Source organism: Lentzea sp. NPDC051213, assembly GCF_044455585.1.
In the GTDB taxonomy this organism is placed as follows: domain Bacteria; phylum Actinomycetota; class Actinomycetes; order Mycobacteriales; family Pseudonocardiaceae; genus Lentzea.
Genome location: NZ_JBITEX010000002.1, coordinates 1,407,822 through 1,430,723, shown reverse-complemented (window position 1 = coordinate 1,430,723; position 22,902 = coordinate 1,407,822). Strand labels below are relative to the sequence as shown.

Sequence of the window (22,902 nt, the reverse complement as noted above, 5' to 3'; positions counted from 1 at the left end):
CGCTGGATCACGTGACGAGCCAACCTGTTTCCGCGCAACCGGACGAGCGCACCGCGGTCACCGCGACGGTGGAGATCGTCGTTCCGGTGTTCAACGAGGAACGGTCGCTGCCGGGATGCCTCCGGGTGCTGCACCGGTTTCTCACCGACGAGTTCCCGTACCCGTGGACGGTCACGGTCGCGGACAACGCGAGCACCGACGCAACGCTCGCCGTCGCACGTGCCCTCACCGCGGAACTGCCTGGGCTGCGAGTGCGCCACGTGGACGGCAAGGGCCGGGGGCGCGCACTGCGCGAGGCCTGGGCGGCGAGCGACGCGGACGTCGTGGCGTACATGGACGTCGACCTCTCCACCGGACTCGAAGCGCTGCTGCCTCTGGTGGCACCGCTGGTCAACGGTCACTCCGATCTCGCCATCGGGTCACGGCTGGCGCCGGGTGCGCGCACGGTGCGCGGTGCGAAGCGGGAGTTGCTGTCCCGCGGCTACAACCGGCTGATCCGGTTGACCCACGGGGCGCGTTTCACCGATGCGCAGTGCGGGTTCAAGGCCGCCCGCACCGACGTCGTCCGTCCCCTGCTGCGGCACGTGCACGATGACGGGTGGTTCTTCGACACGGAACTGTTGCTGCTGGCCGAGCACAACGGGTTGCGGGTGTACGAGGTCCCGGTCGACTGGGTGGAGGACGTCGACACCAGGGTCGCCGTCGGGGCGACCGTCCGCGACGACCTGCGCGGCCTGATCCGGGTCGCCCGCGCGAAAGCGTCCGGCGGCGCACGGGTCGACGGCATTCCCCGGCGCCCGGAGCCGCGGGCGGTGCACCCCGACGCGGTGCTGGGACGCCGGGAAGGCGGACTGTCGTGGCAGCTGCTGTCGTTCGCGGCGATCGGGGTGGTGTCGACGGTCGCGAACCTCGCGCTCTACGCGTGCTTCCGGACGGTGTGGCCGGTTCTGGCGGCGAACCTGGCCGCGCTGGTCATCACGACGTTGCTCAACACCGAGGCGAACCGCCGGTTGACCTTCGCCGCACGCCACCACTCGACTGGCCGGGTGCACGCCCAGGGGTTCGTGGTCTTCGGCCTCTACTACCTGTCCACCTCGGCGGCCCTGCTCGTGCTGCACGCGGTCGAGCCGGATCCCGGCCGGCTGGTCGAGCTGTCGGTGCTGGGCGCCGCGTCCGTGCTCGGTACCGCGGGCCGGTTCGTGCTGCTGCGCGGCTGGGTTTTCCGCACCCCGCAAGGAAAGGAAACCGCATGAACCGCGAGAGGCTGGTGCTCCTGGCGCTGCTGGGAGTCACCGCGGTGCTGTACCTGTGGGGGCTCGGCGCGTCCGGGTGGGCCAACGAGTACTACGCCGCGGCCGTGCAGGCCGGCACGCGGAGCTGGACTGCGTGGTTCTTCGGCGGACTCGACGCGGGCGGTGCGATCACGGTCGACAAGCCGCCCGCCTCGCTGTGGGTGATGGGGTTGTCCGGCCGGATCTTCGGGTTCAACGCCTGGAGCATGCTCGTCCCCCAGGCGCTGATGGGCGTGGGGTCGGTCGCCCTGCTGTACGCGACCGTGCGCCGCTGGTCCGGCCCGGCCGCGGGCTTGTTCGCCGCCGCGGCACTCGCGGTGACGCCGGTCGCGGTGCTGATGTTCCGGTTCAACAACCCCGACGCGCTGCTGGTGCTGCTGCTCGTGGCCGCCGCGTACTTCCTCGTGCGAGCGTGCGACACCGGCGGTGTCTGGTGGCTCGCGCTGGCGGGCGGGGCGATGGGGTTCGCGTTCCTCACCAAGATGCTGCAGGCGTTCCTGGTGCTGCCCGCGTTCACGCTGGTGTACCTGCTGGCCGCGCATGCTCCGCTGCGGCGCAAGCTGTGGCATCTGCTCGTGGCGAGCGGGGCGATCGTGGTCTCGGCCGGGTGGTGGATCGCCGCAGTGGCGCTGTGGCCCGCCGCCGCACGGCCCTACATCGGCGGTTCGACCACCAACAGCGTCCTCGAACTCGCGCTCGGCTACAACGGACTCGCCCGTCTCGCGTCGGAGGATTCCGCCAAGGCGGGCGGCGGCAACGGTGGCGGGGACGAGTTCGCCGCCGGTGCCGGCCGGCTGTTCGGTCCGGGGATCGGCGAGCAGGTGGCATGGCTGCTGCCGACCGCTTTGGTGGCACTCGTCATCGGTCTGGTGCTCACCCGCCGTGCACCGCGAACCAGCCGGACTCGGGCAGGGTTGCTGCTGTGGGGCGGGTGGCTGCTGGTCAGCGCCGCGGTGTTCTCGATCATGGGCGGCAAGTTCCATCCGTACTACACGGTGACGTTGGTGCCCGCGCTCGGCGCCGTCGTCGCCATCACCAGCGGGGAGCTGTGGCGCCGCCGGGATGAGTGGACCGGTCGCGGCGGGCTCGCCCTGCTCGCCGCCACGACCGGGGCGTGGGGCTTCGTGCTGCTCGCCAGGGCACCGGACTGGCATCCCGAACTGCGCTATCTCCTAGCGGCGGCAACGGTCTTCGCGGTCGCGGCACTGCTGCTCCCCGGCCGGACCGCGCGAATCGGTCTGGCCGCCGCCCTGGTCACGGCCCTGGTGGGCACCAGCGGCTTCGCCGTCGCGACCGCGGCCGTCCCGCACACCGGTGCGGAGCCCACTGCGGGTCCGGCCGTGGCCCGGTCCGGTGGCGGACGGAAACCGCCCGCCGATCAACAGGTCAGCGGCGAGCTCGCCGCCCTGTTGCGGGAGACGTCGACCCGCTGGGCCGCCGCGACCAGCGGTGCCCAGTCCGCCGCTCCGCTCGAACTGACCAGCGGGCGTCCGGTGATCGGCATCGGCGGGTTCACCGGCATCGACCCCGCGCCCACCCTCGCCCAGTTCCAGGACCACGTCGCCAGCGGGGAGATCAGCTACTTCGTCGCCGGTGGTGTCGAGGAGGGCAAGACCGGCCGCGGGAGCACGGGCAGCGGCGCGGAGATCAGTGCTTGGGTCGCGGAGAACTTCACCGCGACTTCCATCGGCGGCGCGTCCGTCTACGACCTCACGGAGGAGAATCGATGACCAGGCTGTTCGTGGTGGTCGCAGCGTGAGCGCCACCCTCACCCGCCCGGCCAGGACCCGCTCGAGACGCCGCCCGTTCGGGTGGGCCGACCTGCTCGGCCCGCTCGGCATCGGCACCATCGTCGCCGTCCTGTTCCTCTGGCTGCACAACCAGGGCCTCGCGAGTGTCTACAGTGGATCAGGGCGCACGATCGGCTCGCTGGGCCTGCTGACCGGGTTGCTGTCGGCGGATCTGATGCTGCTGCAGACGTTCCTGCTGGCCCGCATCCCCTGGGTAGAACGGGCCTGGGGCCGCGATGTGCTCGTGCAGCGGCACCGATTGTTCGGGTTGTGGTCGTTCTGGCTGATGGTCGCCCACGTCGCGCTCTTCGCCGTGGAACGCTGGGGCCGCAACGGGTGGGCCGCGGTGTGGGCGGTGTTCGTCACCGACTCGTGGATGCTGTTCGCCACCGCCGGCACCGTCATGATCATCGGGGTCGTCGTCACGTCGATCCGCTGGGCGCGGCGGCGGTTGCGGTACGAGTCCTGGCACCTGCTGCACCTCTACGCCTACCTGGGCATCGGGTTCGCGTTCCCGCACCAGCTGGTCGACGGCGCCGATTTCCACGGCCCGATCGCCCTCGCGTTCTGGTGGACGCTCTACCTCACCGCGCTCGCCGCGGTCCTCGTCTACCGGGTCGGGCAACCGTTGTGGCGCTCCTGGTACCACCGGCTGCGCGTGACCGGGGTGGTCACCGAGGCACCCGATGTCGTGTCGGTCACCGTCCACGGCCGCCGGCTCGAGAAACTCCGCACGCGTTCCGGGCAGTTCTTCACCTGGCGCTTCCTCGGCGGGCCTGGCTGGACCCGCGGTCACCCCTACACCATCTCCGCCGCCCCTCGCCGCGATCACCTGCGCGTCACCATCCAGGTCGTCGGCGACGGCAGCGCCCGCGCCGCCCAGCTCGAGCCCGGCACCCGTGTGCTGGTCGAGGGCCCCTACGGCACGATGACCGCCAGGCAACGAACGCATCCGCGCATGGTGCTCATCGCGGCCGGTGTCGGCATCACCCCGATGCGCGCCCTGCTGGAGGACTCTCCTTACGCACCAGGCGAAGCGACGCTGATCTACCGGTTCCGGGAGCACGCGATCTTCGTCGACGAGCTCAACGCCATCGCCGACAAGCGCAAGGCCGAGCTCCTCTACCTCCCAGGGCCTCGCCGCGCGGACGGCTCGTGGCAACCGGCCGGCAGCCGTCGTGACGACGCGCAGGCGTTGACCGACCTCGTGCCCGACCTCGCCGATCGCGACATCTACGTGTGCGGCCCACCCGCCTGGAACGCGGCCGTCCGTGCCGCGCTGCGCCGCGCCGGAGCCCGTTCCGACCAGATCCACAGCGAAGATTTCGGCTGGTAGCAAAGGAGAAATGGCATGAAGCGCATCACGATCTGGATCACCGCCACGCTCGCCGCGGTCGCCCTGCTGGTCGCCTTCCAGCTCAACGCGACCGGGAACGGGGGCAAGTCCGGCGAGAACGACCGGCAGCATTCCGTGTCCCCCAGCGGCAAACCCGGCGAGAACAAGTGACGGCACGCCGTCAGCCGGTGGGCAGCGTCACGCTCGATCCAGCGCAGTCGATCGTGTACTCACCGGCTTCGGGATTGCGGGCGAAGCGCGGATACGCCCCGCCCGAGATCTGCAGGCGGATGCGGTGCCCGGCACGGAACCTGTGCGAGCACGAACCCAGTGTCAGCCGCACGGTGCCGGATTCGACGCGGCTGAACGTCTCGGCCACGTTCCAGGAGCGGCCGCGGGAATCCACGTCGCACAACCGGACGAACAGGTCCGGCCGGGAACTCGTCGCGTCGAGCACGAGTTCCACCTCCGGTGCACCGAAGACGTCGAACGGGGCTTCGAGCACACCCGAGGTGAAGGTGATGACGTCGGCGCGGCTTTCCAGGGGGCGGTTGTCGCGCCGGCCGGCCTTGGGGGACATGTGGCGGCCGCCGAGTGACGGGGTGGGGTCGGCCGGGTCGTAGTTGAAGGCGACGGTTCCGGTGCGGCGGTGCTCGCCGAGGCGTCCGTCCGGGCGCAGGGCGAACTTCAGCCCACCGGTTCGCGCGGGCCAGGAGTCCGTGCCGCGCCACAGGTTCGCGCCCGTCTGGTAGAGGCGCACCCGCGCTTCACGGGTGGCACCGAGGTCGGCGACGTGCTGGTCGAACCACGCCAACGTCTCGACGTCGGTCACCCGCGCGGATTTCGCGGTGGTGTCCAGGTGGGTCCACGGGCCGATGGTCAGGGCGGCGTCGGCGAGGCTGCCGAACTGTTCCAGGGTCTGGTCGAGGAACACGTCGTGCCAGCCGCTGATGAGCAGCGTGGGCACCTTCGTCGCGGCGAGCGCGGGCGTGGCGTTGTACGGCTCCCAGAACGGGTCGTCGAGGTCGGGGTGGCTGAGCCACTCGGAGAACCACGTCGGCTCATCCCCCAGTGCCACCCGAGCCGCCTCTCCGGGGGACGACGAGCGCAACGCTGTCTTGAGCCGGCCTTGGACCGCGAGGAGCGCGCGCAGGCCGCCCTTCTCGCGTGCCTTCATCATCGCGCTCCACAGGAGGAAGTCCGCCAGCGCCAACGATCCCGTGCCGTGCAGCGCGCGGGAGAAGTCGTGCGGGCCGACGAGGACCACGCTGGCGCGAAGCTCCGGCGGAGGGTCCTGCAGGAGCGCCCACTGCGTCCAGCCCAGGTACGAACCGCCGAAGGTGGCCAGGCGTCCGGTGAACCACGGTTGCTGCCGCAGCCAGGCGACGGTGTCCTGGGCGTCGGAGGACTCCTGCGCCATGGGCCTGAACTCACCGGTGGAGCCCGCGGTGCCGCGGACGCTCTGGAGCACGACCTGGTAGCCGTGGTCGGCGAACGCGCGGCCGTGGAACAGGCTCACCGGCAGGCCGCGGCCGTAGGGCGTGCGGATCAGGACGGTGCCGCGTGCCTCGCCGACCGGCCGGTACACGTCGGTGAGCAGCGAGGCGCCGTCCGCGGCCGGAACCTCGAGGCCGCGTTCAACGGTGTACGGCACTCCCCCTGGCGGCAGGCCGAACACCTTCCGGTGCACCGCGGTGAGGAACTTGGCCATGAGCACTCCTCTTCGGATACAAGGTAGCGATGACGGCGGCCAGCGCCAGTGCAACGGCCGCGCCCCAGAACGCGGCGTGGTAGCCGGCGAGGTCACCGCCGGAGCGGGTGGCCGACAGCGACAGGCCGGTGAGCAGGGCGATGCCGATCGAGCCACCGATCTGTTGGGTGGTGTTGATCGTCGCCGAGGCGATTCCGGTCTGTGCCGGGGAGACACCGTCGGCCGCGGAGCCCATCGTCGAGCCGAACACCGCGCCGAGGCCGAGCCCGGCCATGATCATTCCGGGTAGGACGGTCGCGTACGAGCCGCCCGCGGCGGTGAGCGCGACGAACCCGATGGCGGCCACGAGAGCGCCGCCGGCGACGGGCGGGCGGATGCCGAACCTGGGCACGAGCACGGCGCCGGACGTCGCCGAGCCCACGGCGACGGACACGGCCATCGGCAGGAACGCCACGCCCGCGAGCACCGGGGTGAAGCCCAGGGTGCGTTGCAGGTAGTAGGCGAGGAACAGGTACACCGAGAACATGCCGACCGCCGCGAGGAACATGACCGCGTAGGACGTGCCGCGCACTCGGGAACGCAGGATCGTCAGCGGGAGCAACGGGGTCTCGGTCCGCGCCTGCACGATCACGAACGCCACCAGCAGCACCAGACCGGCGCCGAGCGTGATCAGCGTGGTGGCGCTCCCCCAGCCCAGCGCCTCGGTGCGGCCGAACCCGAGCACGAGCGCGAACAGGCCGGCGACCGCCAGACCCGTTCCCCACCAGTCGGTCCGCGGCTTCACCCTGGTCGTCGACGGCAGGGCGAACAGGCCGCCCGCGATCACCACGACCGCGATCACGACGTTCACGAACAGGCACCACCGCCACGACAGCAGGTCGGTCAGCACGCCGCCGAGCAGGAGCCCGATCGCTCCGCCGCCACCGGCGACCGCCCCGTACACGCCGAACGCGCGGCCCTGGTCCGGCGTGCCGCGGAAGGTCAGCGACAGGACGGCGAGCGCGGCCGGGGCGAGCAGCGCGGCGAACACGCCTTGGGCCGCGCGGGCTGCGACCAGCACGGCGAGGTTCGTCGCGAACCCACCGACCGCGGACGCGAGCGCGAACCCGGCCAGCCCCACGACGAACCCGGTCCGGGCGCCGAGGCGGTCGTTGAGGCGGCCGCCGACGAGCAGCAGGCTGCCGAAGCACAGCGAGTACGAGATGACGACCCACTGCCGGTCCGCGTCGCCGAAGCCCAGATCGGCCTGCGCCGCGGGCAGGGCGATGTTCACGATCGTCGCGTCCAGCACCACCATCAGCTGGGCCAGCGCGACCACCGCGAGCACCCATCCCCGTCGCTCGACCGAAGCCATGGACACCTCCGTTGCGGAATAGCTATTCCGGATAGTATCCGGTCGGCCCGTTCGACGGAAGAGGGGTGGCTCACAGTGGACAGGCGCCAGGCCGTCGCACCACAGAGGACCGCAAACGCAAAGCCCCCAAGATCAAGTGCCATGAGGGTGACCTTCATGGACCTCAGGTCCATGAAGGTCACCCTCATGGCACTTGGGTTCCTGGCGAGCGGGCGCGCGAGTGACCGAGGCGGTGATCAGCAGTGACCGCGAGCGCCGCTAGCATCGGTCAGATGAGCACCCCTCGCCGCCGCGACGCGCAGGCCAACCTCGCGCGGGTCCTCGCCGCCGCGGCAGAGGTCTTCGCCGAACGCGGCTGTTCGGCGACCCTGGCCGACGTCGCGAAGGCCGCCGGCGTGGGGGTCGCCACGGTGTACCGGACGTTCGAGACCAAGGACGACCTGATCTACGCCGTGTACGAGCCCAAGGTCGCGCAGACGCGGCAGCAGGCGCGGGAAGCGAGCGAGGATCCGGACCCGTGGCGCGGCATCGTCTCGCACCTGGAGCAGTCGGTGCCGACGCTGGCCGCGGACCGCGGGTTCCGGGAGCTGCTGAGCGGCTCCTACGGCGAGACCCTGGGGTGGTCGCGGCCGCGGACGCCGCACCGGCTGGCGAAGCTCGTGGAGGACAGCCACAACCAGACCGGCCAGCACCTCGAGCGGCTCGTCGACCGGGCCCGCGAGGCCGGTCTGGTGCGGGACGACCTGGTGGCCGGGGATCTGCTGCTGTTGTCGATGGCGGTCCACACGGCGGTCGAGTTCGGCGGGCCCACGCATCCGTTGCTGTACCGGCGGATGATCGGTTTTCTGCTGGACGGCATCAGGCCGTCGCGCGAGGGGCCGACCCCGCTCGCGGAGCCCGGCCTGACCAGCCCGCAGATCGCCGCGCTGGAGCGCGAGCGCAGCGAGCGGATGGCCGGGGCTCCGCAAGCGTGAGGGGTCAGACCGCCTCGGCGGCCTGCTTGATCAGGTCGGCGACGGCACCCGGCTGCGACTCGTAGATCGCGTGGCTGCCGGCCACCTCGGTCACCGTCGCACCGGCCCGCTCGGACATCTGGCGCTGCGCGGGCGGCGGGATCATCTTGTCGTCCGTGGCGACGAGGTACCAGCTGCGGTTGATGCGCCACGCGGGCTCGCTGACCGCGCCGGCCAGTGCGCCGACGCCCCACGGGACCTGCGAGTCGGCGAGGAACCTCGCGCGCGCCTCCGGCAGGTCGCCGGCGAACGACTCGTGGAACTTCTCCTTGTCCAGGAACAGGAAGCCGTCCTGCGGGGGCAGGATCGGCGGCACCGGCGCGCCGGGCGGCGGGTCGGCGATCAGCGTGTTCACCGACTCGCCCTTGTCCGGCGCGAAGGCCGCGATGTACACGAGGGCGGCGACGCGTTCGTGGGTGCCGGCCTCACTGATCACGGCACCGCCGTAGGAGTGGCCGACCAGCACGGTGGGGCCGTCCTGCTGGTCGAGGATCAGCCGGGTCGCGGCCGCGTCCCCCTCCAGCGACAGGGTCGGGTTCTGCACGACGCTCACCCGGTAGCCGTCCGCGACCAGCAGGTCGTAGACCGCCTGCCAGCCGGCGCCGTCCACGAAGCCTCCGTGAACGAGAACGACGTTGCGCGCACTCATTTTTCCTCCTCAGGATCGGTGATGCGATACCGAGGCTAGGTCGGTGCCGCGTGGCCCGAATCAGTCAAATGACTGCGTCACTCCGTGTGGTCGTCGAGCTCCGTCAGGGCGTCGCGCAAGGCGGCGCGGGACGTGATGCCGAGTTTCGGGAACAGCTGGTAGAGGTACGCGCCGACCGTCCTCGGCGAGAGGAAGAGCTGCGCGCCGATCTGCTTGTTCGTCAGTCCCGCCGCGGCCAGCGTGGCGATCTGATGTTGTTGTGCGGTCAGCGCAACGGACGGTCGTGGCTGGTCGGATCGTGCTCCGGTCGCCCGCAGCTCTGAACGGGCCCGCGCCGCCCACGGCTGGGCGCCGAGGCGGTCGAACCGTTCCAGCGCGGCGGCGAGGTGGCGCCGGGCCGCGGCGACGTCCCGGTCGCGCCGCAGGCGTTCGCCGTAGTACAGCTCGGCACGCGCCAGGTCGAACGGCCATCGCTCCAGGCCGGGTGCGGCCAGTGCCGTTTCGAACAGCTCCGGCCGCTGCGCCATCGCCTCCGCCACCAGGCTGACGAACGTCAGGCGGGGTGAGATGGCGCGGATCTCCCGTGCGGCGAGGGCGTGGGCGAGGGCCTCGGCGTGCCTACCGGAGTTCTCCGCGGACTCGACGAGGTCGAGGATCGTCCACAACGCCGTCGGGGCGTGCGGTGCGAACGTGCCAGGTGGCGTGATCGAGGTGGTGCGGCGGTACGCGGTCTCGAAGTCACGCCGGCCGAGGGCTTCGAGCGCCTCGACGTGCCACGCGTGGTGCTGGTCGAGCCCCTTCTCCGTCGGCTCGCCCCGCGCAGCGGCGACCAGCGCGCCCCCGTACTCCCACTGACCGGTCTGGAAGGCGTCGGCGGCCAGCAGCGACCTCGCCTCGGCCGCCTTCGTGGCCGGACCGCGCCGGACCACGCGGAGCAACGGCTCGCGGCAAGCCGACAGCCGGTCGACGTACATGGCGGCGACACCCGTCTGCACGATCCGAGCCGGGGACGTCTCGTTGGCCAGGCCGGCGATCATCTCGTCGAGACGGTCGAGCAGGGGCCGCGTCGACCTGGCCGGATCGCCGGACGTCGTCGCCGCGATCTCCAGCAGTTCCGGACTCGCCGGCAGGTCGTCAGGCTCACCGGCGACGACGAGCAAGCGGATGCTCGTACCGGCCAGCCGTCGTGCCACGAACTGGAGAACCTTCGAGGTCTCCCACTGAACTTCGTCCACGATCACCAGCAGCGGACCGCCGACCTCGGTGATCCGCGCCAACGCGCGGTGCGCCTCGGCCAGATCGCCCAACTCACTGCCGAAGTCCGCCCCGGTCATGCGCAACACCTTGTTGCCCGCCGTGGCCGCTTCCAGCTGGTCACGATCAACGAACGTGAGCACGTCGTTCATCCGCGGTCCAACCGCCGCAACGCGTCGCGCAAACCTGCGCGCGAGGCCACGCCGAGCTTCGGGAACACCTGGTAGAGATGGGTTCCGACGGTCCGCGCGGACAGGTTGAGCCGCTGCCCGATCTCCTTGTTGGTCAACCCCTCCGCCGCCAGCCGCACGATGGTGAGCTGCTGGGCGGTCAGCTCGCTGTCGGGCCGGTGCGCGTCGGCCGGTCGCAGTTCGCGTTCCGCCCTGGCCACCCAGCGCTCCGCACCGAGGCCGGCGAAGATCTCTCGTGCCTTCGTCAGCTGCACCCGCGCGAGCTGGTTCTTCCTGGCTCGCCGCAGCTGTTCGCCGTGCAGCAGCAGGACTCGCGCGTGTTCGAACGGCCAGTTCTCCACGCCGGGCTGCGCCAGCACGTCCTCGAACGGGGCCGACGACGTGAGCGCCTCGGCCGCACCGACCAGCAGGACGTGCCGCGGTGAGATCTCCTCCAGCCGAGCCGCCCTGGCCGCCTTCACGTGTGCCGCGGCCTCGTCCCGCAGTCCGAGCCGCAGCGCCGACTCGACGAGGTCGAGCACGAACAGCGGCGCGGCGGGCACGTGCGAGGCGAGTTCGCCCGACGGTGACACGGTCGAGGCGTGCCGGTACGCCGACTCGTGGTCGCCGCGGCCGATCGCGGCCAGGGACAACGCCTGGGCGGCCAGGCTGGTCAGCAGCGTGGCCCCGCGCGGGGCGGCCCAGCCGATGATGCGGTTGGTCAGTTCGGTGACGGCGCGGTCGTCACCCCGGCCGGCCGCGACCATGGCCCGCGGATAGAGCCCGAGACAGCGCAGCAGGCCGTAGCCGTGCGCGTCGGCCAGCCGCACGTGCTTGTCGGCGAACTCCACCGCTTCGTCCCAGTCGCTGGCCGCGAGGCGTTCCAGCGCCAGCAGTGACATCGTGTGCAGCTCCGCGGTCGCCGGCAGCCCCGGTCTCTCACACAGGCGCCGCAACGGTTCACAAAAAGCGGCCAGCCGGTCGACGAAGACGCCGGTGAGGCCCGTGCGCACCAGGTCGACCGGCGGCACGTGGTCGTCCAGCGCCTCGATCATGCGGTCCAGGTCGTCCAGTGTGGACAGTGCGGTGCGCACCGGGTCGGCGCAGAACGCGCGCAGGAGCTCCACCAGGGTGGGCAGCTCCCCCATCCGCGAGGTGATGTGGTGGAACGCCTCCCACCAGCGCGGCCCGCCACCGAAGTAGCAGACCCAGCCGAGCGTGATCACGGCGTCGGTGACGGTGTCGTCCGGCTCCTCGAGCTTCTGCATCTCCAGCGCGCCCGCCAGCAGCCGGTGCGCGGTGTCGATGTCACCGTCACCGCTGAACAGCAGATAGTGGGCGGCGGCCACGGCGATCTCCAGCGACGGCAACTCGTCGCCGTGCCGCACCTCGTCGAGCAGTTCGGGAACGCGGCGCAGCTGCCCGTCGGCCAGCGCGCCGATGTACGCGGCCTCGGCGAGCCGGCGCCCGCGATCGGCGATGGACGCGCTGAGTTCCGCCGCCCGGATCAACGCGGACACGGCACCGACGGTGTCACCGCGCCGCCGCGCGTACGCGGCGGCCTCTTCCAGGAGCGTCGCGATGTGCTCGTCGTGTTCGTCGGCCGTCTGCGCCAGGTGCCAGGCGTGGCGGTCGAGCCGGTCGGGCATCCGTTCCGCGAGAACGGCATGCGCCCGCCGCCGTTCCTCACTCGTCGACAACGTCACGACTGCCGACCGCGCCAGCGGGTGCCGGAACACCACGACACCGCCGGTCAGGTCCACCAGGCCGATGCGCTCGGCGGGCGCGAGGTCCCGCGCCGAGGTGAACAGGTCCAGGCGGGCGGGGCTTTCCAGCGCTGCCAGCAAAAGACCCTGCCGGGTCGCGTCCGGCAGGGCGCTCACCCGTGCCGCGAACACCTCGCGCAACCGCTCGGAAACCGTGTCCTGCCGTTGTTCCGAGGTCAGCGCGGCCGGGAGTTCGAGCAGCGCCAACGGGTTGCCGCAGGCGTCGTCCACCAGCCGCTGACGCACCGCCGGTGCCATCGCCGGGAACCGTTCCTCCAGCAACTCCCCCGCGGCACCGTCGGACAGCGGCCGCACCACCCGGATCTCCGCACCGGCGACGTGGCCCGCCTGCTCACCGCGCATCGCGAAGAGGAAACCCACGCCGCCCAACGACCTCTGCACGACCTCGTCCAGCACCATGACGCTGGGCCGGTCGAGCCAGTGCAGGTCGTCCACGGTCACCAGCAACGGCCCGGCGGCGGAGAGCAGGTCGCAAACCGCCTCGACCACCCCAGGCCGGTTGGGCGGCGGCCCCTGCGCCATGCCGAGCGCGACGGCCAGCGGTGGCGCGATCTCGGCGCCCGGCAACAGACTCACCAGCTGGTGCAGTCCCGCGAAGGCGAGCTCGGACTCGAACTCGGCGCCCGACATCGGCAGGACCCGCAGGTCCAGGCTCCTGGCGTACTCGGCGGCCGCGTCCAGCAGGGCCGTCTTGCCCACGCCGGGATCGCCTGCCAGCACCAGCGCGGTCGTCTCCGCCGATGCCCGGTCCACGAACGCGTGGAGCGCGGCCAAGTCGTCGTCGCGGCCGATGAGGCCCATCAGGCGCCGCGCACGCGCAGGCCGTTGAACGGCACCGCGATCATCGTGCCGGCAGACTCGGCCTTCCGCGGCCACGCGTGGTCATGGCCCGCCCTGCCCCGCCGTCTGCGCATCACCGGTATGACCCTCCCGCCGCAAGTCCAGGCCCACGATATCCGTGGTGCGCGACGGTCCGCGCCCAGTGCCTGGCTCGCGAACGGACGGCTGGACCGGCTCGGGACCCGTTGGCCACGTGTCGCGCTGAGCCCTTCTCCGGATCATCGAAACCCCTCCAGACCTCCGATCTGTTCCCCGAAACCGGGACAGATCCGGTCCGCAGCCCCCTTGACCGTGGTTTTACATCGGATGTTGACTGGTTGCGGCACCGCCCGTTCACCTTCACCCTGCCTCGGAAGGTGCTCCATGAGGTCGCTACGCCTGTTGCCGGTCGCCGTGCTCGTGGGTGCCACGCTGACCGTCGTTCCCGCCACGGCCGCACCCACCGACGCCGCGTTCTCCACATCGGCGGGCCGGCTCGACGTGGACCACGCGAGCTACCTGGCGAAACACGATGTCGTCTACAACCGGCCGAACACCAACCCGGATCACGGCCTGACGGTGGGCAACGGCCGGACCGGTGCGATGGTGTGGCAGTCCGGCGGGCTGACGATGCAGGTGTCCAATGTGGATGCTTCACAGCAGACGGCGTTCGGCGCCGGGCTGCTCAACCTCGCCACCTCACCGGCGATGGACTCCGGGTACAGCACGTTCCAGCAGCGGCTCTCGCTGTACGACGGCACGTTGACCACCAAGTACGACAACAACCGCACCGTCACCATCATGGGGCAGCCCAACTCCGAGGTGATGGGCATCCACGTCGAGGACACCCGTGGCGGCGTCAACGCCGTGACGCTCGAGTTGTCACTCTGGGACGTGGCGAACCTCGGCAACAGCGGCGACGTACCGGACATCAACACGTGGCGGACGGTCAGCGGTTACGCCGACGCGACCGGCGCGGGGATCAGCCGGGGCCAGGCAGACCCACAGCGCTTCGGCTACACGCTCGCCGCCACGGTCGAAGGCGCGAACTACAGCGCGTCGGTCGTGAACAACAGCCGCGTCCGCCTGTCGATCACTCCGTCGCCGAGCTACACGGTGTGGTTCACCGCCTCCACCCGGCTCAACGCCCCCGGCAACAACTCGGTCGGCCAGGCGAGGAGTGCCCTGAGCGCGGTGAAGTCCACCGGCTACGCCACGACCTTCGCCAACTACCGCAACTGGTGGCACAGCTTCTGGGACAGGTCGTTCGTCCAGTACGGCGGGCTCGGCGGCGACGCCGACTACCTGGAGAACGTGTACTACCTGTCCACCTACCTGATCGCGGCGGGAGGGTACGGGAACTACCCGTTCCACTTCATCAACGGTGTGTTCCGCGCGACCGGTGACGCGACGAAGTGGAGCAACGCGTACTGGTACTGGAACCAGCGCGATGTCTACAACTCGTTCCTCGCGTCCAACCACATCGATCTGATGAACACCTTCAACAACCTCTACAGCCGCAACTACGCCGCACTGAAGGCGTACACCCAGACGCGCTACGGCGTGGACGGCCTGTGGGTGCCGGAGACCATGGGCTGGGACGGCAACGCTCGCGGCACGGTGAACAGCGACTACACCAAGAACGTGCTGTCGACCGGGTACGAGGCGGCGTTCAACATGTACCTCCAGTACCGGTACACCAACGACGGCGCCTACTTGCGAAACGTCGTCTATCCCTACATCCGTGAGGTCACGAAGTTCTACTCGCGGATCCTGTCGGTCGACGGCAGCGGCAAGTACTACATGGCGAACTCCAACTCCCACGAGACCTACTGGAACGTGCGCAACGCGATCACCGACCTCGCGGCCGTGCGCAGCCTTTTCCCGATCGCCCTGGCGGTGTCACAGCAACTGGGTGTCGACGCCGCGCTGCGACCGGAATGGCAGCGAATCCTGGACAACCTGGTCGCCTACCCGCAGGAGAACGGCGCCTACCTGCCGCACCAGCCTCCGTTGTCGCAGACTCGCAACAACGAGAACGTGGCGGCCGAGCTGATCTGGCCGTACAACACCACCGGGATCGGCTCCCCCGACCACCAGACCGCGCTGAACACCTGGAACACCAGGCCGTTCCCGTACGGCAACGTGTGGGCCAACGACGCGATCCAGGCCGCCCGCCTCGGCCTGGGCGACCAGACGTTCGCCGGCCTGAAACGAATGCTGCAGCAGTACCAGAACTACCCCAACGGGTTCACCAACAACACCAACGGCGTCTTCGAGTACCACGGCGTGCACCTGTCGGCGATGAACGAGGCGTTGCTGCAGTCGTACAACGACAAGATCCGCGTGTTCCCCGCCGCGCCCGCCGGCTCGTCGTTCGTCGGCAAGTTCACGCTGCTGGCGAAGAACGGTTTCCTCGTCAGCTCGGAACGGGAGGCGAACGAGACCAAGTACGTCGGCCTGCGCAGCCAGTGGGGCGCCACCGCGCGGGTGGTGAACCCGTGGGGTACCCAGCAGGTCCGCGTCCGGCGAGGATCGGACAACGCGGTTCTGCTGACGACCTCGGCCGCCGAGTTCGAGTTCGGCACCACCGCGAACACGACCTACGTCGTCGAGCGGACGGCCAAGCCGCTTGGTTCGTACGCGACCACCCGTCTCACCGGCAGTTCGAACCAGGGTGCGAAGTCGTTGAGCGGCACGGCCTCCACACTCGGGCTCGACGCGACCGGCAGCGGCCTGGTGAACAACACCCAGGGCAACTACGACAGCAACTGGCACCTGACGACCGGCCGCGGCTACGGCGACTACAACGACGACACCCACCACTCGACCACCGTGAACGCCACCGCCACGTACACGTTCACCGGCACCGGTATCCAGTACCTCTCCGAACGCAACGGGGACATGGGCACGGTCGACGTCTACCTCGACAACGCGTTCGAGGCCACAGTGGACCTTCGTGCCGCCGGTGCCCGCCAGGTGCAACAGGTCGTGTGGCAGAAGTCCGGACTCGCCCGCGCACAACACACCATCCGCATCGTCAACCGCAGCACGTCCGTGGGCATGATCGACGCATACCGCATCACCCCCTGATCCCAGCACGCCCGGCCGTGGTCGCGTGCATCACCAGCCGCGGCCGATGAGACCCATCAGGCGCCGCGCACGCGCAGGCCGTCGAACGCCACCGCGATGACGGTTTCGGCGAGGTCGGCGGGCTTGAGACCGCCGTCCGGCCGGTACCACTCGATGAGCGAGTTGACCATGCCGAAGAGCAGCCGCGTGGTCGTGGCGGGATCGACGTCGGCGCGCAGATCCCCGTCGGCGGCGGCCTGGGCGACGAGGTCGGTGACGATGCGGTCGAACTCGCGGCGGCGGGCCAGTGCGGCGCGCTCGGTCTCGGTGTTCCCCCGCACCCGCAGCAGCAGCGTGACGAACGGCAGTTCCGCGACGAGCACCGCGATGCTGCCGCGGACCAGCTGTTCGAGGCGGTCGACCGCTCGGCCGCCGCCGAGCTTCGCCACCTCGGCGAACAGGCTGTCGAGCGCGCGGCCGACGGCCAGGCCGAGCAGGGCCTCCTTGCTCGGCACGTGGTGGTAGATCGCGGACTTCCCGACGCCGAGGCGGTTCGCGAGGTCCTGGATGCTGGTGCCGTCGTAGCCGCGCTCGTAGAACAGTTCGGCGGCGGCCGTGAGCAGCCCCTCCAGGTCGTAGCCCGGCCGGCCGCGCCGCCTCGCTGTCTCCGTCACCGCTGCAGTGTCCCAAACATCGTCACCACCGGTAGAAACCCTCTCCGGTCTTGCGGCCGAGGTGCCCGGCCGCGACCTTGTCCCGCAGGACCTGCGGCGGGGCGAAGCGCGGCCCGAGTTCGCGTTCGAGGTGTTCGGCGATCGCCAGTCGCACGTCGAGGCCGACGATGTCGGTGGTGCGCAGTGGTCCGACCGGGTGCCGGTAGCCCAGGGTCATCGCGTTGTCGATGTCCTCCGCGCCGGCCACGCCTTCCTCGACCATCCGCATCGCTTCCAGTGCGATCGCGACGCCCAGGCGGCTGCTGGCGAAACCGGGCGAGTCCTGCACGGTGATCGCGTGCTTGCCCAGGCCCCGCACCCACTCCTGCGCCTGGCCGACGAGCGCGGGCGCGGTGCGCGCGCCGACCACGACCTCCACCAGGCCGCTGGCCGGGACGGGGTTGAAGAAGTGCAGTCCGATGAGGACGGACGGGTCGGGCAGCGCGGACGCGAGCGCGTCGATCGACAACGAGCTGGTGTTCGTGCCGATCACCGCGTCCGGCGCGGAGCGCGTGATGGCCGCGAGCACGGCGTGCTTGATCTCGACGAGCTCGGGCACCGCCTCCACCACCAGGGTCGCGGACGCCAGGGCCGCCGGATCGGTGACCACGGAAACGGTTCCGCCGGCGGCGGCGCCCAGTTCGGCAGACTTCGCCAGGCTCTTCTCGACCCTGGCACGGGCGGCCGCCGCGGCGGGCTCGTCGTTCTCCACGACGGTGACGGCGCTGCCCGCCACCGCGAACGCGTGGGCGATGCCGGCGCCCATGCGTCCACCGCCGTACACACCAACAACGGCAGGAACTGTCATCGGAACTCCTGAAGGCGACGATTTACTGACCGATCGTTCTGTTATACCGTGGCGACGGCCGCCCACGAAAGGATCCCGACCGTGACCGCATTGCTGGAGAGCTACGCCGCAGGCAGCTGGTACCGCGCGCAGGCCGACGGCGAACCGCTGCTCGACGCCTCGACCGGCGAGGTCGTCGCGCGCCTGTCCAGCCAGGGTCTCGACCTGCGGGCCATGGTCGAGCACGCGCGGCGCGTCGGCGGGCCGGCCATCCGCGAGCTGACGTTCCACCAGCGCGCGTTGCTGATCAAGGAAGTCGCCAAGCACCTCAGCGCGGACAAGGACTTCCTCTACGAGCTGTCGTTCCGCACGGGTGCCACCAAGCGCGACTCGATGGTCGACATCGACGGCGGGTTCGGCACGATGTTCAGCTACGCCAGCAAGGGCGTGCGGGAACTGCCGAACGACACCGTCGTGCTGGACGGCGGCCTGGAGCGGCTCGGCCGGGAGGGCACGTTCCTCGGCCAGCACATCTACACCTCCCGTCCCGGTGTCGCGGTGCAGATCAACGCCTTCAACTTCCCCGTCTGGGGCATGCTCGAGAAGCTCGCGCCCGCGTTCCTCGCCGGCCTGCCGAGCATCGTGAAGCCCGCGAGCCAGACGTCGTACCTGACCGAGGCCGTGGTGCGGCGGATCATCGAGTCGGGCATCCTCCCCGAGGGTTCGCTGCAGCTGCTGTCGGGCAGCCCGCGCGGCCTGCTCGACGAACTGACCGAGCAGGACTCCGTGGCGTTCACCGGATCCGCGCACACCGCGGGCATCCTGCGCAACCACCCGTCGGTGCAGCACGGCGGTGTACGCCTTGGCGTGGAAGCGGATTCGCTCAACTGCTCCATCCTCGGACCGGACGTCACCCCGGCCGACCCGGAGTTCGGCCTCTTCGTCAAGGGCGTCGTCACCGAGATGACGGTGAAGGCGGGCCAGAAGTGCACGGCGATCCGGCGCACGATCGTGCCGGAGGCCATCGCCGACGCCGTCGTCGAGGCGATCAGCGCCCGGCTCGCCAAGATCACCGTCGGCAACCCCGCCGACGAGAGCGTGCGGATGGGTCCGCTGGCGTCGCTGGCCCAGCGCCAGGAGGTCCGCAAGGCCATCGAGTCCCTGCGCAACGCCGCCGACGTCGTGTTCGGCGACAGCCAGGCCGACCTGGTGGACGCCGACGCCGAACGCGGCGCGTTCCTCTCCCCCGTCCTGCTGCGCGCGCGGCCCGGAGCCGCCGAACCGCACGACGTCGAGCCGTTCGGCCCGGTCAGCACCGTGCTCACCTATCGTTCCGTGACCGAGGCGATCGAACTCGCGGCGCGCGGCAAGGGCAGCCTCGTCGGCTCGCTCGTGACGCACGATCCCGGTGTCGCGCGGCAGATCGTGCTGGGCGCCGCGCCGTGGCACGGCCGGATCTTGGTGCTCAACCGCGACGACGCGGCCGAGTCGACCGGGCACGGCAGTCCGCTGCCGATGCTGGTGCACGGCGGACCGGGTCGTGCGGGCGGCGGCGAGGAACTGGGCGGCATCAGGGGCGTGCTGCACCACATGCAGCGCACCGCCGTGCAGGCCTCCCCCGACATGCTCACCGCGATCACCGGCCGCTGGACGACCGGCTCCCAGCGGACCGTGGACGAGGTGCACCCGTTCCGCAAGAGCCTCGCGGGGCTGCGCATCGGTGACACCGTCGTCTCCGCGACGAGGCAGGTCACGCTCGCCGACATCGACCACTTCGCCGAGTTCACCGGCGACACCTTCTACGCGCACACCGACCCGGAAGCGGCGGCGGCCAACCCGTTGTTCGGCGGCATCGTCGCGCACGGCTACCTGGTGGTGTCGCTGGCGGCCGGGCTCTTCGTCGAGCCGAACCCCGGTCCGGTGCTGGCCAACTTCGGCGTCGACCACCTGCGGTTCCTCACGCCGGTGAAGGCCGGTGACACGATCGCGGTGAAGCTGACCGTCAAGCAGATCACGCCGCGCACCAACGCCGAGTACGGCGAGGTCCGCTGGGACGCCGTCGTCACGAACCAGGACGACGCGCCGGTCGCGACCTACGACGTACTGACCCTGGTGGCGAAGACGTACAGTTGAAAGTGACATCACTTTCACCGTGACGGGTTCGGGAGGCCAGCCGTGACCAGGTCGAAGTCGGACCGCGCAGCCGAGGAGTTCAAGGAGGCGGCACGGCGGGTCTTCGCCAGGCAGGGCTACACGGCCACGAAGATCACGGACATCACGGCGGAGGCCGGTCGCGCCACCGGTGGCATCTACCGGTACTTCGACTCGAAGGCCGCCGTGCTCAAGGCGCTCGCGACCGACTTCCTCGAAGCCCGGCACGACCGGGTCGTGCACGCGTCCGGCCACGACCACCTGATGGAGACCGAGCAGGACGTCCGCGACCACGTGCGGGCGTACTGGAAGTCCTATCAGGACTATCTGGCCGAGATGGTCGCGATCTACGAGGCCGCCGCGTCCGACCCGCAGTTCGCCGAGATCCAGCACCAGATCCGGGCCAAGGACCTCACCATCTGGCGCGCGCACATCAAGGAGCTGCGCGCGCACATCGGCAAGCCGGTGACCAACGCCGCTGCCCTGGCCGACATGGTGGTGAGCCTGCTGGAGAGCTACTGCTACACGACCCTGCGGCTGGGCAAGGCCACGCGCAAGAACGTCGACACACTCGCCGGGTTCGTCTACGGAGGCATCACGAACTGATCGGTTTACATGTAAACTCGTTGGTGTGGCAGACAATCTGACGAACGGCGAGCTGGAAATCTGGCGCTCCGCTCTCAAAATCGCCGACCTGTTGCGCTACCGGGTCTCGCTGGACGTCAAAGAAGTCTCCGACCTGTCACAGGCGGAACACAGCGTTCTGATGCACATCAAGGAAGCCGGGGCCTCGATCGGGCAACAACGGCTCGCCGACGCGATGTACTGGTCCAAGAGCCGGCTCTCCCGGCAGCTGACGAGGATGCAGACCAAGGGGCTGATCGACCGGCTGCTGTGCGACGACAAGTCGGTGCTGGTCAAGCTGACGACGCAGGGGCGTGGCGCTCTCGACGTGACGGACGCGATCCACGCGGAGTCGGTGCGGCGCAACCTGTTCGCGGTCGCGACCGAGGAGGAGCTGACGACGTTGCTGCGTCTGGCCGATCGGCTGGTCCGGGAGGATCAGTAGGGCCCCGCCGGCGGGGCTAAGCCAGGCCCGCCGGCGGCGACCACGTCAGCCGCGGGTCGGTCTGCACCACGACGCCGAGCAGGTGGTCGATGCGGGTGAGCACGTCCAGGTCGAGCCGCACCCCCGCGGCCTTGGCGTTCTCGGTGACCTGGGCCGGAGTGCTCGCACCGACGACGGCGGAGGCGACCCCGGAGTGCTGCAGGGTCCACGCGATGCCCAGCTGTGCCAGGGAAAGCCCCGCGTCGTCGGCGACGCCGCGCAGCAGCTCGATGCGGTCGAGCACCTCGGGGATCAGCAGACCGCGCACCGCCACCTGCTGTTCCTCGGTGCCGGCCGCGCGCGAGCCGGCGGGGATCCGGCCGCCGCGGTACTTGCCGGTCAGCACGCCCTGCGCCAGCGGAACGGACGCGAACTGCCCGATGCCCAGGCGTTCGCAGACCGGCATGACCTGGGACTCCGCCACCCGCCACAGCATCGAGTAGTGCGGTTCGTTGACCACGAACGGCACGTCGTAGCGCTCGGCGATCGGCGCCGCCCGCAGCAGCTGCTCGGCGGACCACTCCGAGGTCCCGACGTAGAGGATCTTGCCCTGCCGGACGAGGTCCGACAGCGCGAGGAACGTCTCCTCCAGCGGGGTCTGGTAGTCGAAGCGCAACAACTGGTAGACGTCGATGTAGTCGGTACCGAGCCGTCGCAACGATCCGTGCACCGACTTCACCAGGTGTTTGCGGCTCAGCCCGGAGTCGTTCGGCCCGGTCCCCTCCGCCCAGAAGACACCGGTGCACAGCACCAGGTCGTCGCGCCGCACACCATCCAGCGCCGTGGCAAGGCTTTCCTCGGCTCCAGGCCACGCTGCGGCGGTGTGGAACGTGGTGATCCCCGCGTCGAGCGCGGCCTGCACGCAGTCAGAACGGTGGTTCAGCCAGTTGCCGTAGGCGACCTCGCTGACCGCGAGACCGCTCGCACCCACCCTGCGAAACTCCATGATCAGAGTCCTTCCGCGATCATCTGGTCGATCCACTCGCCGGGGTCCCTGGCCTTGCGCGCGTAGCGTTCGCGCACGGATTCGTGGGGCAGGATCAGGAAGTCCTCGTCCCGCATCCCGCGCACGGTGGCCTCCGCGACCTCGGCGGGTTCGAGCAGCGGCGCCTGCCTGGCGATGGCCAGTGCGGCCGGATGTCCTGCCAGCACAGCGGGTTCGAGCAGGGCCGTCCGGACGCCGAGCGGGCACAACGCGCTGACCGTGACGCCTTTCGGCCGGTAGGTCATGGCGAGCCACTCGGCGAGCCCGATCACCGCGTGCTTGGTGACCGTGTACGGCGCATCCCCCGGCGCGCCCAGCAACCCCGCCGCGGACGCGGTGATCAGCAGGTATCCCTCGCCGCGGCGGGCCATCGCGGGGAGCACCAGCTGGGCCGCGTACACGTGTTGCATCACGTTGACCGCCCACGACGTCGCCCATTGGTCGCCGGACGCGTGCACGCCCGTGCCGAAAGCAACGCCCGCGTTCGAGCAGAACACGTCGACCGGCCCGAAGTGTTCTTTGGCGGCCCTCACCAGCGCTTTCAGGTCTTCCTTCGACGAGACGTCCGCCGGGTGGGCGATCGCCTTTCCGCCGGAGGCGACGATGTCGGCCGCCACCGCCTCGGCGCCGCCGGGGTCCAGGTCGGAGACGACGACCCCGGCGGCACCCTCCGCGGCGAACCGGCAGGCCAGCGCGGCGCCGATCCCCCTGGCGGCCCCAGTCAGCACCACCACACGTCCAGCCAGTTCCACAGCGGCTCCATTGCCGATATCGCAGGTGGTTGACATGTATACCCACAATGCGTCATCGCGGACATCTCCACATGGAGAGGGTCGGAGAATTTCTCCGGCTTCCCTATTGCATTTGTCACAGATGATGCGTTCTCCTTACACCCGCCCTGGTGAACAAGG

General features: G+C 70.3%; 18 protein-coding genes. 9 read left to right on the top strand and 9 right to left on the bottom strand.

Going from position 1 to position 22,902, the window contains the following annotated elements; genetic code table 11:
* The first annotated feature begins 11 nt into the window (after positions 1-11).
* Genes ACIA8G_RS13155 through ACIA8G_RS13140 form a run of 4 tightly spaced genes read left to right on the top strand, consistent with a single transcriptional unit; the run spans position 12 to position 4,589 of the window.
* Positions 12-1,253, top strand: a complete 1,242-nt coding sequence (locus ACIA8G_RS13155; protein WP_396418614.1) for a glycosyltransferase — start codon at positions 12-14, stop codon at positions 1,251-1,253.
* Positions 1,250-3,022: an ArnT family glycosyltransferase gene (locus ACIA8G_RS13150; RefSeq protein ID WP_396418613.1), complete on the top strand. Its 1,773-nt coding sequence runs from the start codon at positions 1,250-1,252 to the stop codon at positions 3,020-3,022. Before ACIA8G_RS13155 ends, ACIA8G_RS13150 begins: the two co-directional genes overlap by 4 nt.
* Positions 3,023-3,047: 25 nt before the next feature.
* Positions 3,048-4,418, top strand: a complete 1,371-nt coding sequence (locus ACIA8G_RS13145) for a ferric reductase-like transmembrane domain-containing protein (protein ID WP_396418612.1) — start codon at positions 3,048-3,050, stop codon at positions 4,416-4,418.
* A 15-nt stretch (positions 4,419-4,433) separates the two neighbouring features.
* Entirely contained in the window at positions 4,434-4,589 is a 156-nt protein-coding gene (locus ACIA8G_RS13140; RefSeq protein WP_396418611.1) for a hypothetical protein, read from the top strand.
* 10 nt (positions 4,590-4,599) lie between these two features.
* Here ACIA8G_RS13140 and ACIA8G_RS13135 read toward each other — a convergent pair whose 3' ends face one another.
* Positions 4,600-6,129: a CocE/NonD family hydrolase gene (locus tag ACIA8G_RS13135; protein WP_396418610.1), complete on the bottom strand. Its 1,530-nt coding sequence runs from the start codon at positions 6,127-6,129 to the stop codon at positions 4,600-4,602.
* Positions 6,056-7,483 (bottom strand): MFS transporter, encoded by a 1,428-nt coding sequence (locus ACIA8G_RS13130; RefSeq protein ID WP_396418609.1) that lies wholly within the window; start codon positions 7,481-7,483, stop codon positions 6,056-6,058. The genes ACIA8G_RS13135 and ACIA8G_RS13130 overlap by 74 nt, the downstream gene beginning before the upstream one ends.
* 272 nt (positions 7,484-7,755) lie before the next feature.
* On the opposite strand from ACIA8G_RS13130, the gene ACIA8G_RS13125 reads away from it, so the two are divergent.
* Complete coding sequence (locus ACIA8G_RS13125) at positions 7,756-8,457, top strand: TetR/AcrR family transcriptional regulator (RefSeq protein ID WP_396418608.1); 702 nt, start codon at positions 7,756-7,758, stop codon at positions 8,455-8,457.
* Between the two features lie 4 nt (positions 8,458-8,461).
* On the opposite strand, the gene ACIA8G_RS13120 is transcribed toward ACIA8G_RS13125, so the two are convergent.
* The 3 genes from ACIA8G_RS13120 to ACIA8G_RS13110 form a co-directional block, all read right to left on the bottom strand.
* On the bottom strand, positions 8,462-9,145 hold the full coding sequence (locus ACIA8G_RS13120; protein WP_396418607.1) for an alpha/beta fold hydrolase: 684 nt from the start codon (positions 9,143-9,145) through the stop codon (positions 8,462-8,464).
* A 77-nt stretch (positions 9,146-9,222) separates the two neighbouring features.
* Complete coding sequence (locus tag ACIA8G_RS13115; protein WP_396418606.1) at positions 9,223-10,551, bottom strand: LuxR C-terminal-related transcriptional regulator; 1,329 nt, start codon at positions 10,549-10,551, stop codon at positions 9,223-9,225.
* Positions 10,548-13,157 carry an AAA family ATPase gene (locus tag ACIA8G_RS13110; protein ID WP_396418605.1) on the bottom strand — a complete coding sequence of 870 codons (2,610 nt, stop codon included), beginning with the start codon at positions 13,155-13,157 and terminating at the stop codon, positions 10,548-10,550. Before ACIA8G_RS13110 ends, ACIA8G_RS13115 begins: the two co-directional genes overlap by 4 nt.
* Before the next feature lie 402 nt (positions 13,158-13,559).
* On the opposite strand from ACIA8G_RS13110, the gene ACIA8G_RS13105 reads away from it, so the two are divergent.
* Positions 13,560-16,268: a glycosyl hydrolase family 95 catalytic domain-containing protein gene (locus ACIA8G_RS13105; RefSeq protein WP_396418604.1), complete on the top strand. Its 2,709-nt coding sequence runs from the start codon at positions 13,560-13,562 to the stop codon at positions 16,266-16,268.
* Positions 16,269-16,324: 56 nt separating this feature from the next.
* Here ACIA8G_RS13105 and ACIA8G_RS13100 read toward each other — a convergent pair whose 3' ends face one another.
* A complete protein-coding gene (locus ACIA8G_RS13100; protein WP_396418603.1) occupies positions 16,325-16,921 on the bottom strand; it encodes a TetR/AcrR family transcriptional regulator in 597 nt (198 codons plus the stop codon).
* Positions 16,922-16,943: 22 nt separating this feature from the next.
* Positions 16,944-17,768 carry a 3-hydroxyacyl-CoA dehydrogenase family protein gene (locus tag ACIA8G_RS13095; protein ID WP_396418602.1) on the bottom strand — a complete coding sequence of 275 codons (825 nt, stop codon included), beginning with the start codon at positions 17,766-17,768 and terminating at the stop codon, positions 16,944-16,946.
* Positions 17,769-17,849: 81 nt separating this feature from the next.
* On the opposite strand from ACIA8G_RS13095, the gene paaZ reads away from it, so the two are divergent.
* From paaZ to ACIA8G_RS13080, 3 genes are read left to right on the top strand one after another with little or no spacing between them, the layout of a single operon-like run.
* Positions 17,850-19,880, top strand: coding sequence for a phenylacetic acid degradation bifunctional protein PaaZ (gene paaZ / locus ACIA8G_RS13090; RefSeq protein ID WP_396418601.1), 2,031 nt, complete (start codon positions 17,850-17,852; stop codon positions 19,878-19,880).
* 42 nt (positions 19,881-19,922) lie between these two features.
* Positions 19,923-20,504: a TetR/AcrR family transcriptional regulator gene (locus ACIA8G_RS13085; RefSeq protein ID WP_396418600.1), complete on the top strand. Its 582-nt coding sequence runs from the start codon at positions 19,923-19,925 to the stop codon at positions 20,502-20,504.
* A 25-nt stretch (positions 20,505-20,529) separates the two neighbouring features.
* Entirely contained in the window at positions 20,530-20,967 is a 438-nt protein-coding gene (locus ACIA8G_RS13080; RefSeq protein ID WP_396418599.1) for a MarR family winged helix-turn-helix transcriptional regulator, read from the top strand.
* Positions 20,968-20,983: 16 nt separating this feature from the next.
* Here the strand turns inward: ACIA8G_RS13080 and ACIA8G_RS13075 are convergent, their stop codons facing one another.
* Together ACIA8G_RS13075 and ACIA8G_RS13070 are read right to left on the bottom strand one after the other, a co-directional pair.
* A complete protein-coding gene (locus ACIA8G_RS13075; protein WP_396418598.1) occupies positions 20,984-21,952 on the bottom strand; it encodes an aldo/keto reductase in 969 nt (322 codons plus the stop codon).
* Between the two features lie 2 nt (positions 21,953-21,954).
* A complete protein-coding gene (locus tag ACIA8G_RS13070; RefSeq protein WP_396418597.1) occupies positions 21,955-22,743 on the bottom strand; it encodes an SDR family oxidoreductase in 789 nt (262 codons plus the stop codon).
* Positions 22,744-22,902 lie beyond the last annotated feature (159 nt).

Coding starts and splice junctions, on each gene's coding strand:
- ACIA8G_RS13150 (WP_396418613.1), top strand. CDS start 1,250: ATGAACCGCGAGAGGCTGGTGCTCCTGGCGCTGCTGGGAGTCACCGCG.
- ACIA8G_RS13140 (WP_396418611.1), top strand. CDS start 4,434: ATGAAGCGCATCACGATCTGGATCACCGCCACGCTCGCCGCGGTCGCC.
- ACIA8G_RS13135 (WP_396418610.1), bottom strand. CDS start 6,129: ATGGCCAAGTTCCTCACCGCGGTGCACCGGAAGGTGTTCGGCCTGCCG.
- ACIA8G_RS13130 (WP_396418609.1), bottom strand. CDS start 7,483: ATGGCTTCGGTCGAGCGACGGGGATGGGTGCTCGCGGTGGTCGCGCTG.
- ACIA8G_RS13125 (WP_396418608.1), top strand. CDS start 7,756: ATGAGCACCCCTCGCCGCCGCGACGCGCAGGCCAACCTCGCGCGGGTC.
- ACIA8G_RS13120 (WP_396418607.1), bottom strand. CDS start 9,145: ATGAGTGCGCGCAACGTCGTTCTCGTTCACGGAGGCTTCGTGGACGGC.
- ACIA8G_RS13115 (WP_396418606.1), bottom strand. CDS start 10,551: ATGAACGACGTGCTCACGTTCGTTGATCGTGACCAGCTGGAAGCGGCC.
- ACIA8G_RS13110 (WP_396418605.1), bottom strand. CDS start 13,157: ATGGGCCTCATCGGCCGCGACGACGACTTGGCCGCGCTCCACGCGTTC.
- ACIA8G_RS13105 (WP_396418604.1), top strand. CDS start 13,560: ATGAGGTCGCTACGCCTGTTGCCGGTCGCCGTGCTCGTGGGTGCCACG.
- ACIA8G_RS13095 (WP_396418602.1), bottom strand. CDS start 17,768: ATGACAGTTCCTGCCGTTGTTGGTGTGTACGGCGGTGGACGCATGGGC.
- ACIA8G_RS13075 (WP_396418598.1), bottom strand. CDS start 21,952: ATGGAGTTTCGCAGGGTGGGTGCGAGCGGTCTCGCGGTCAGCGAGGTC.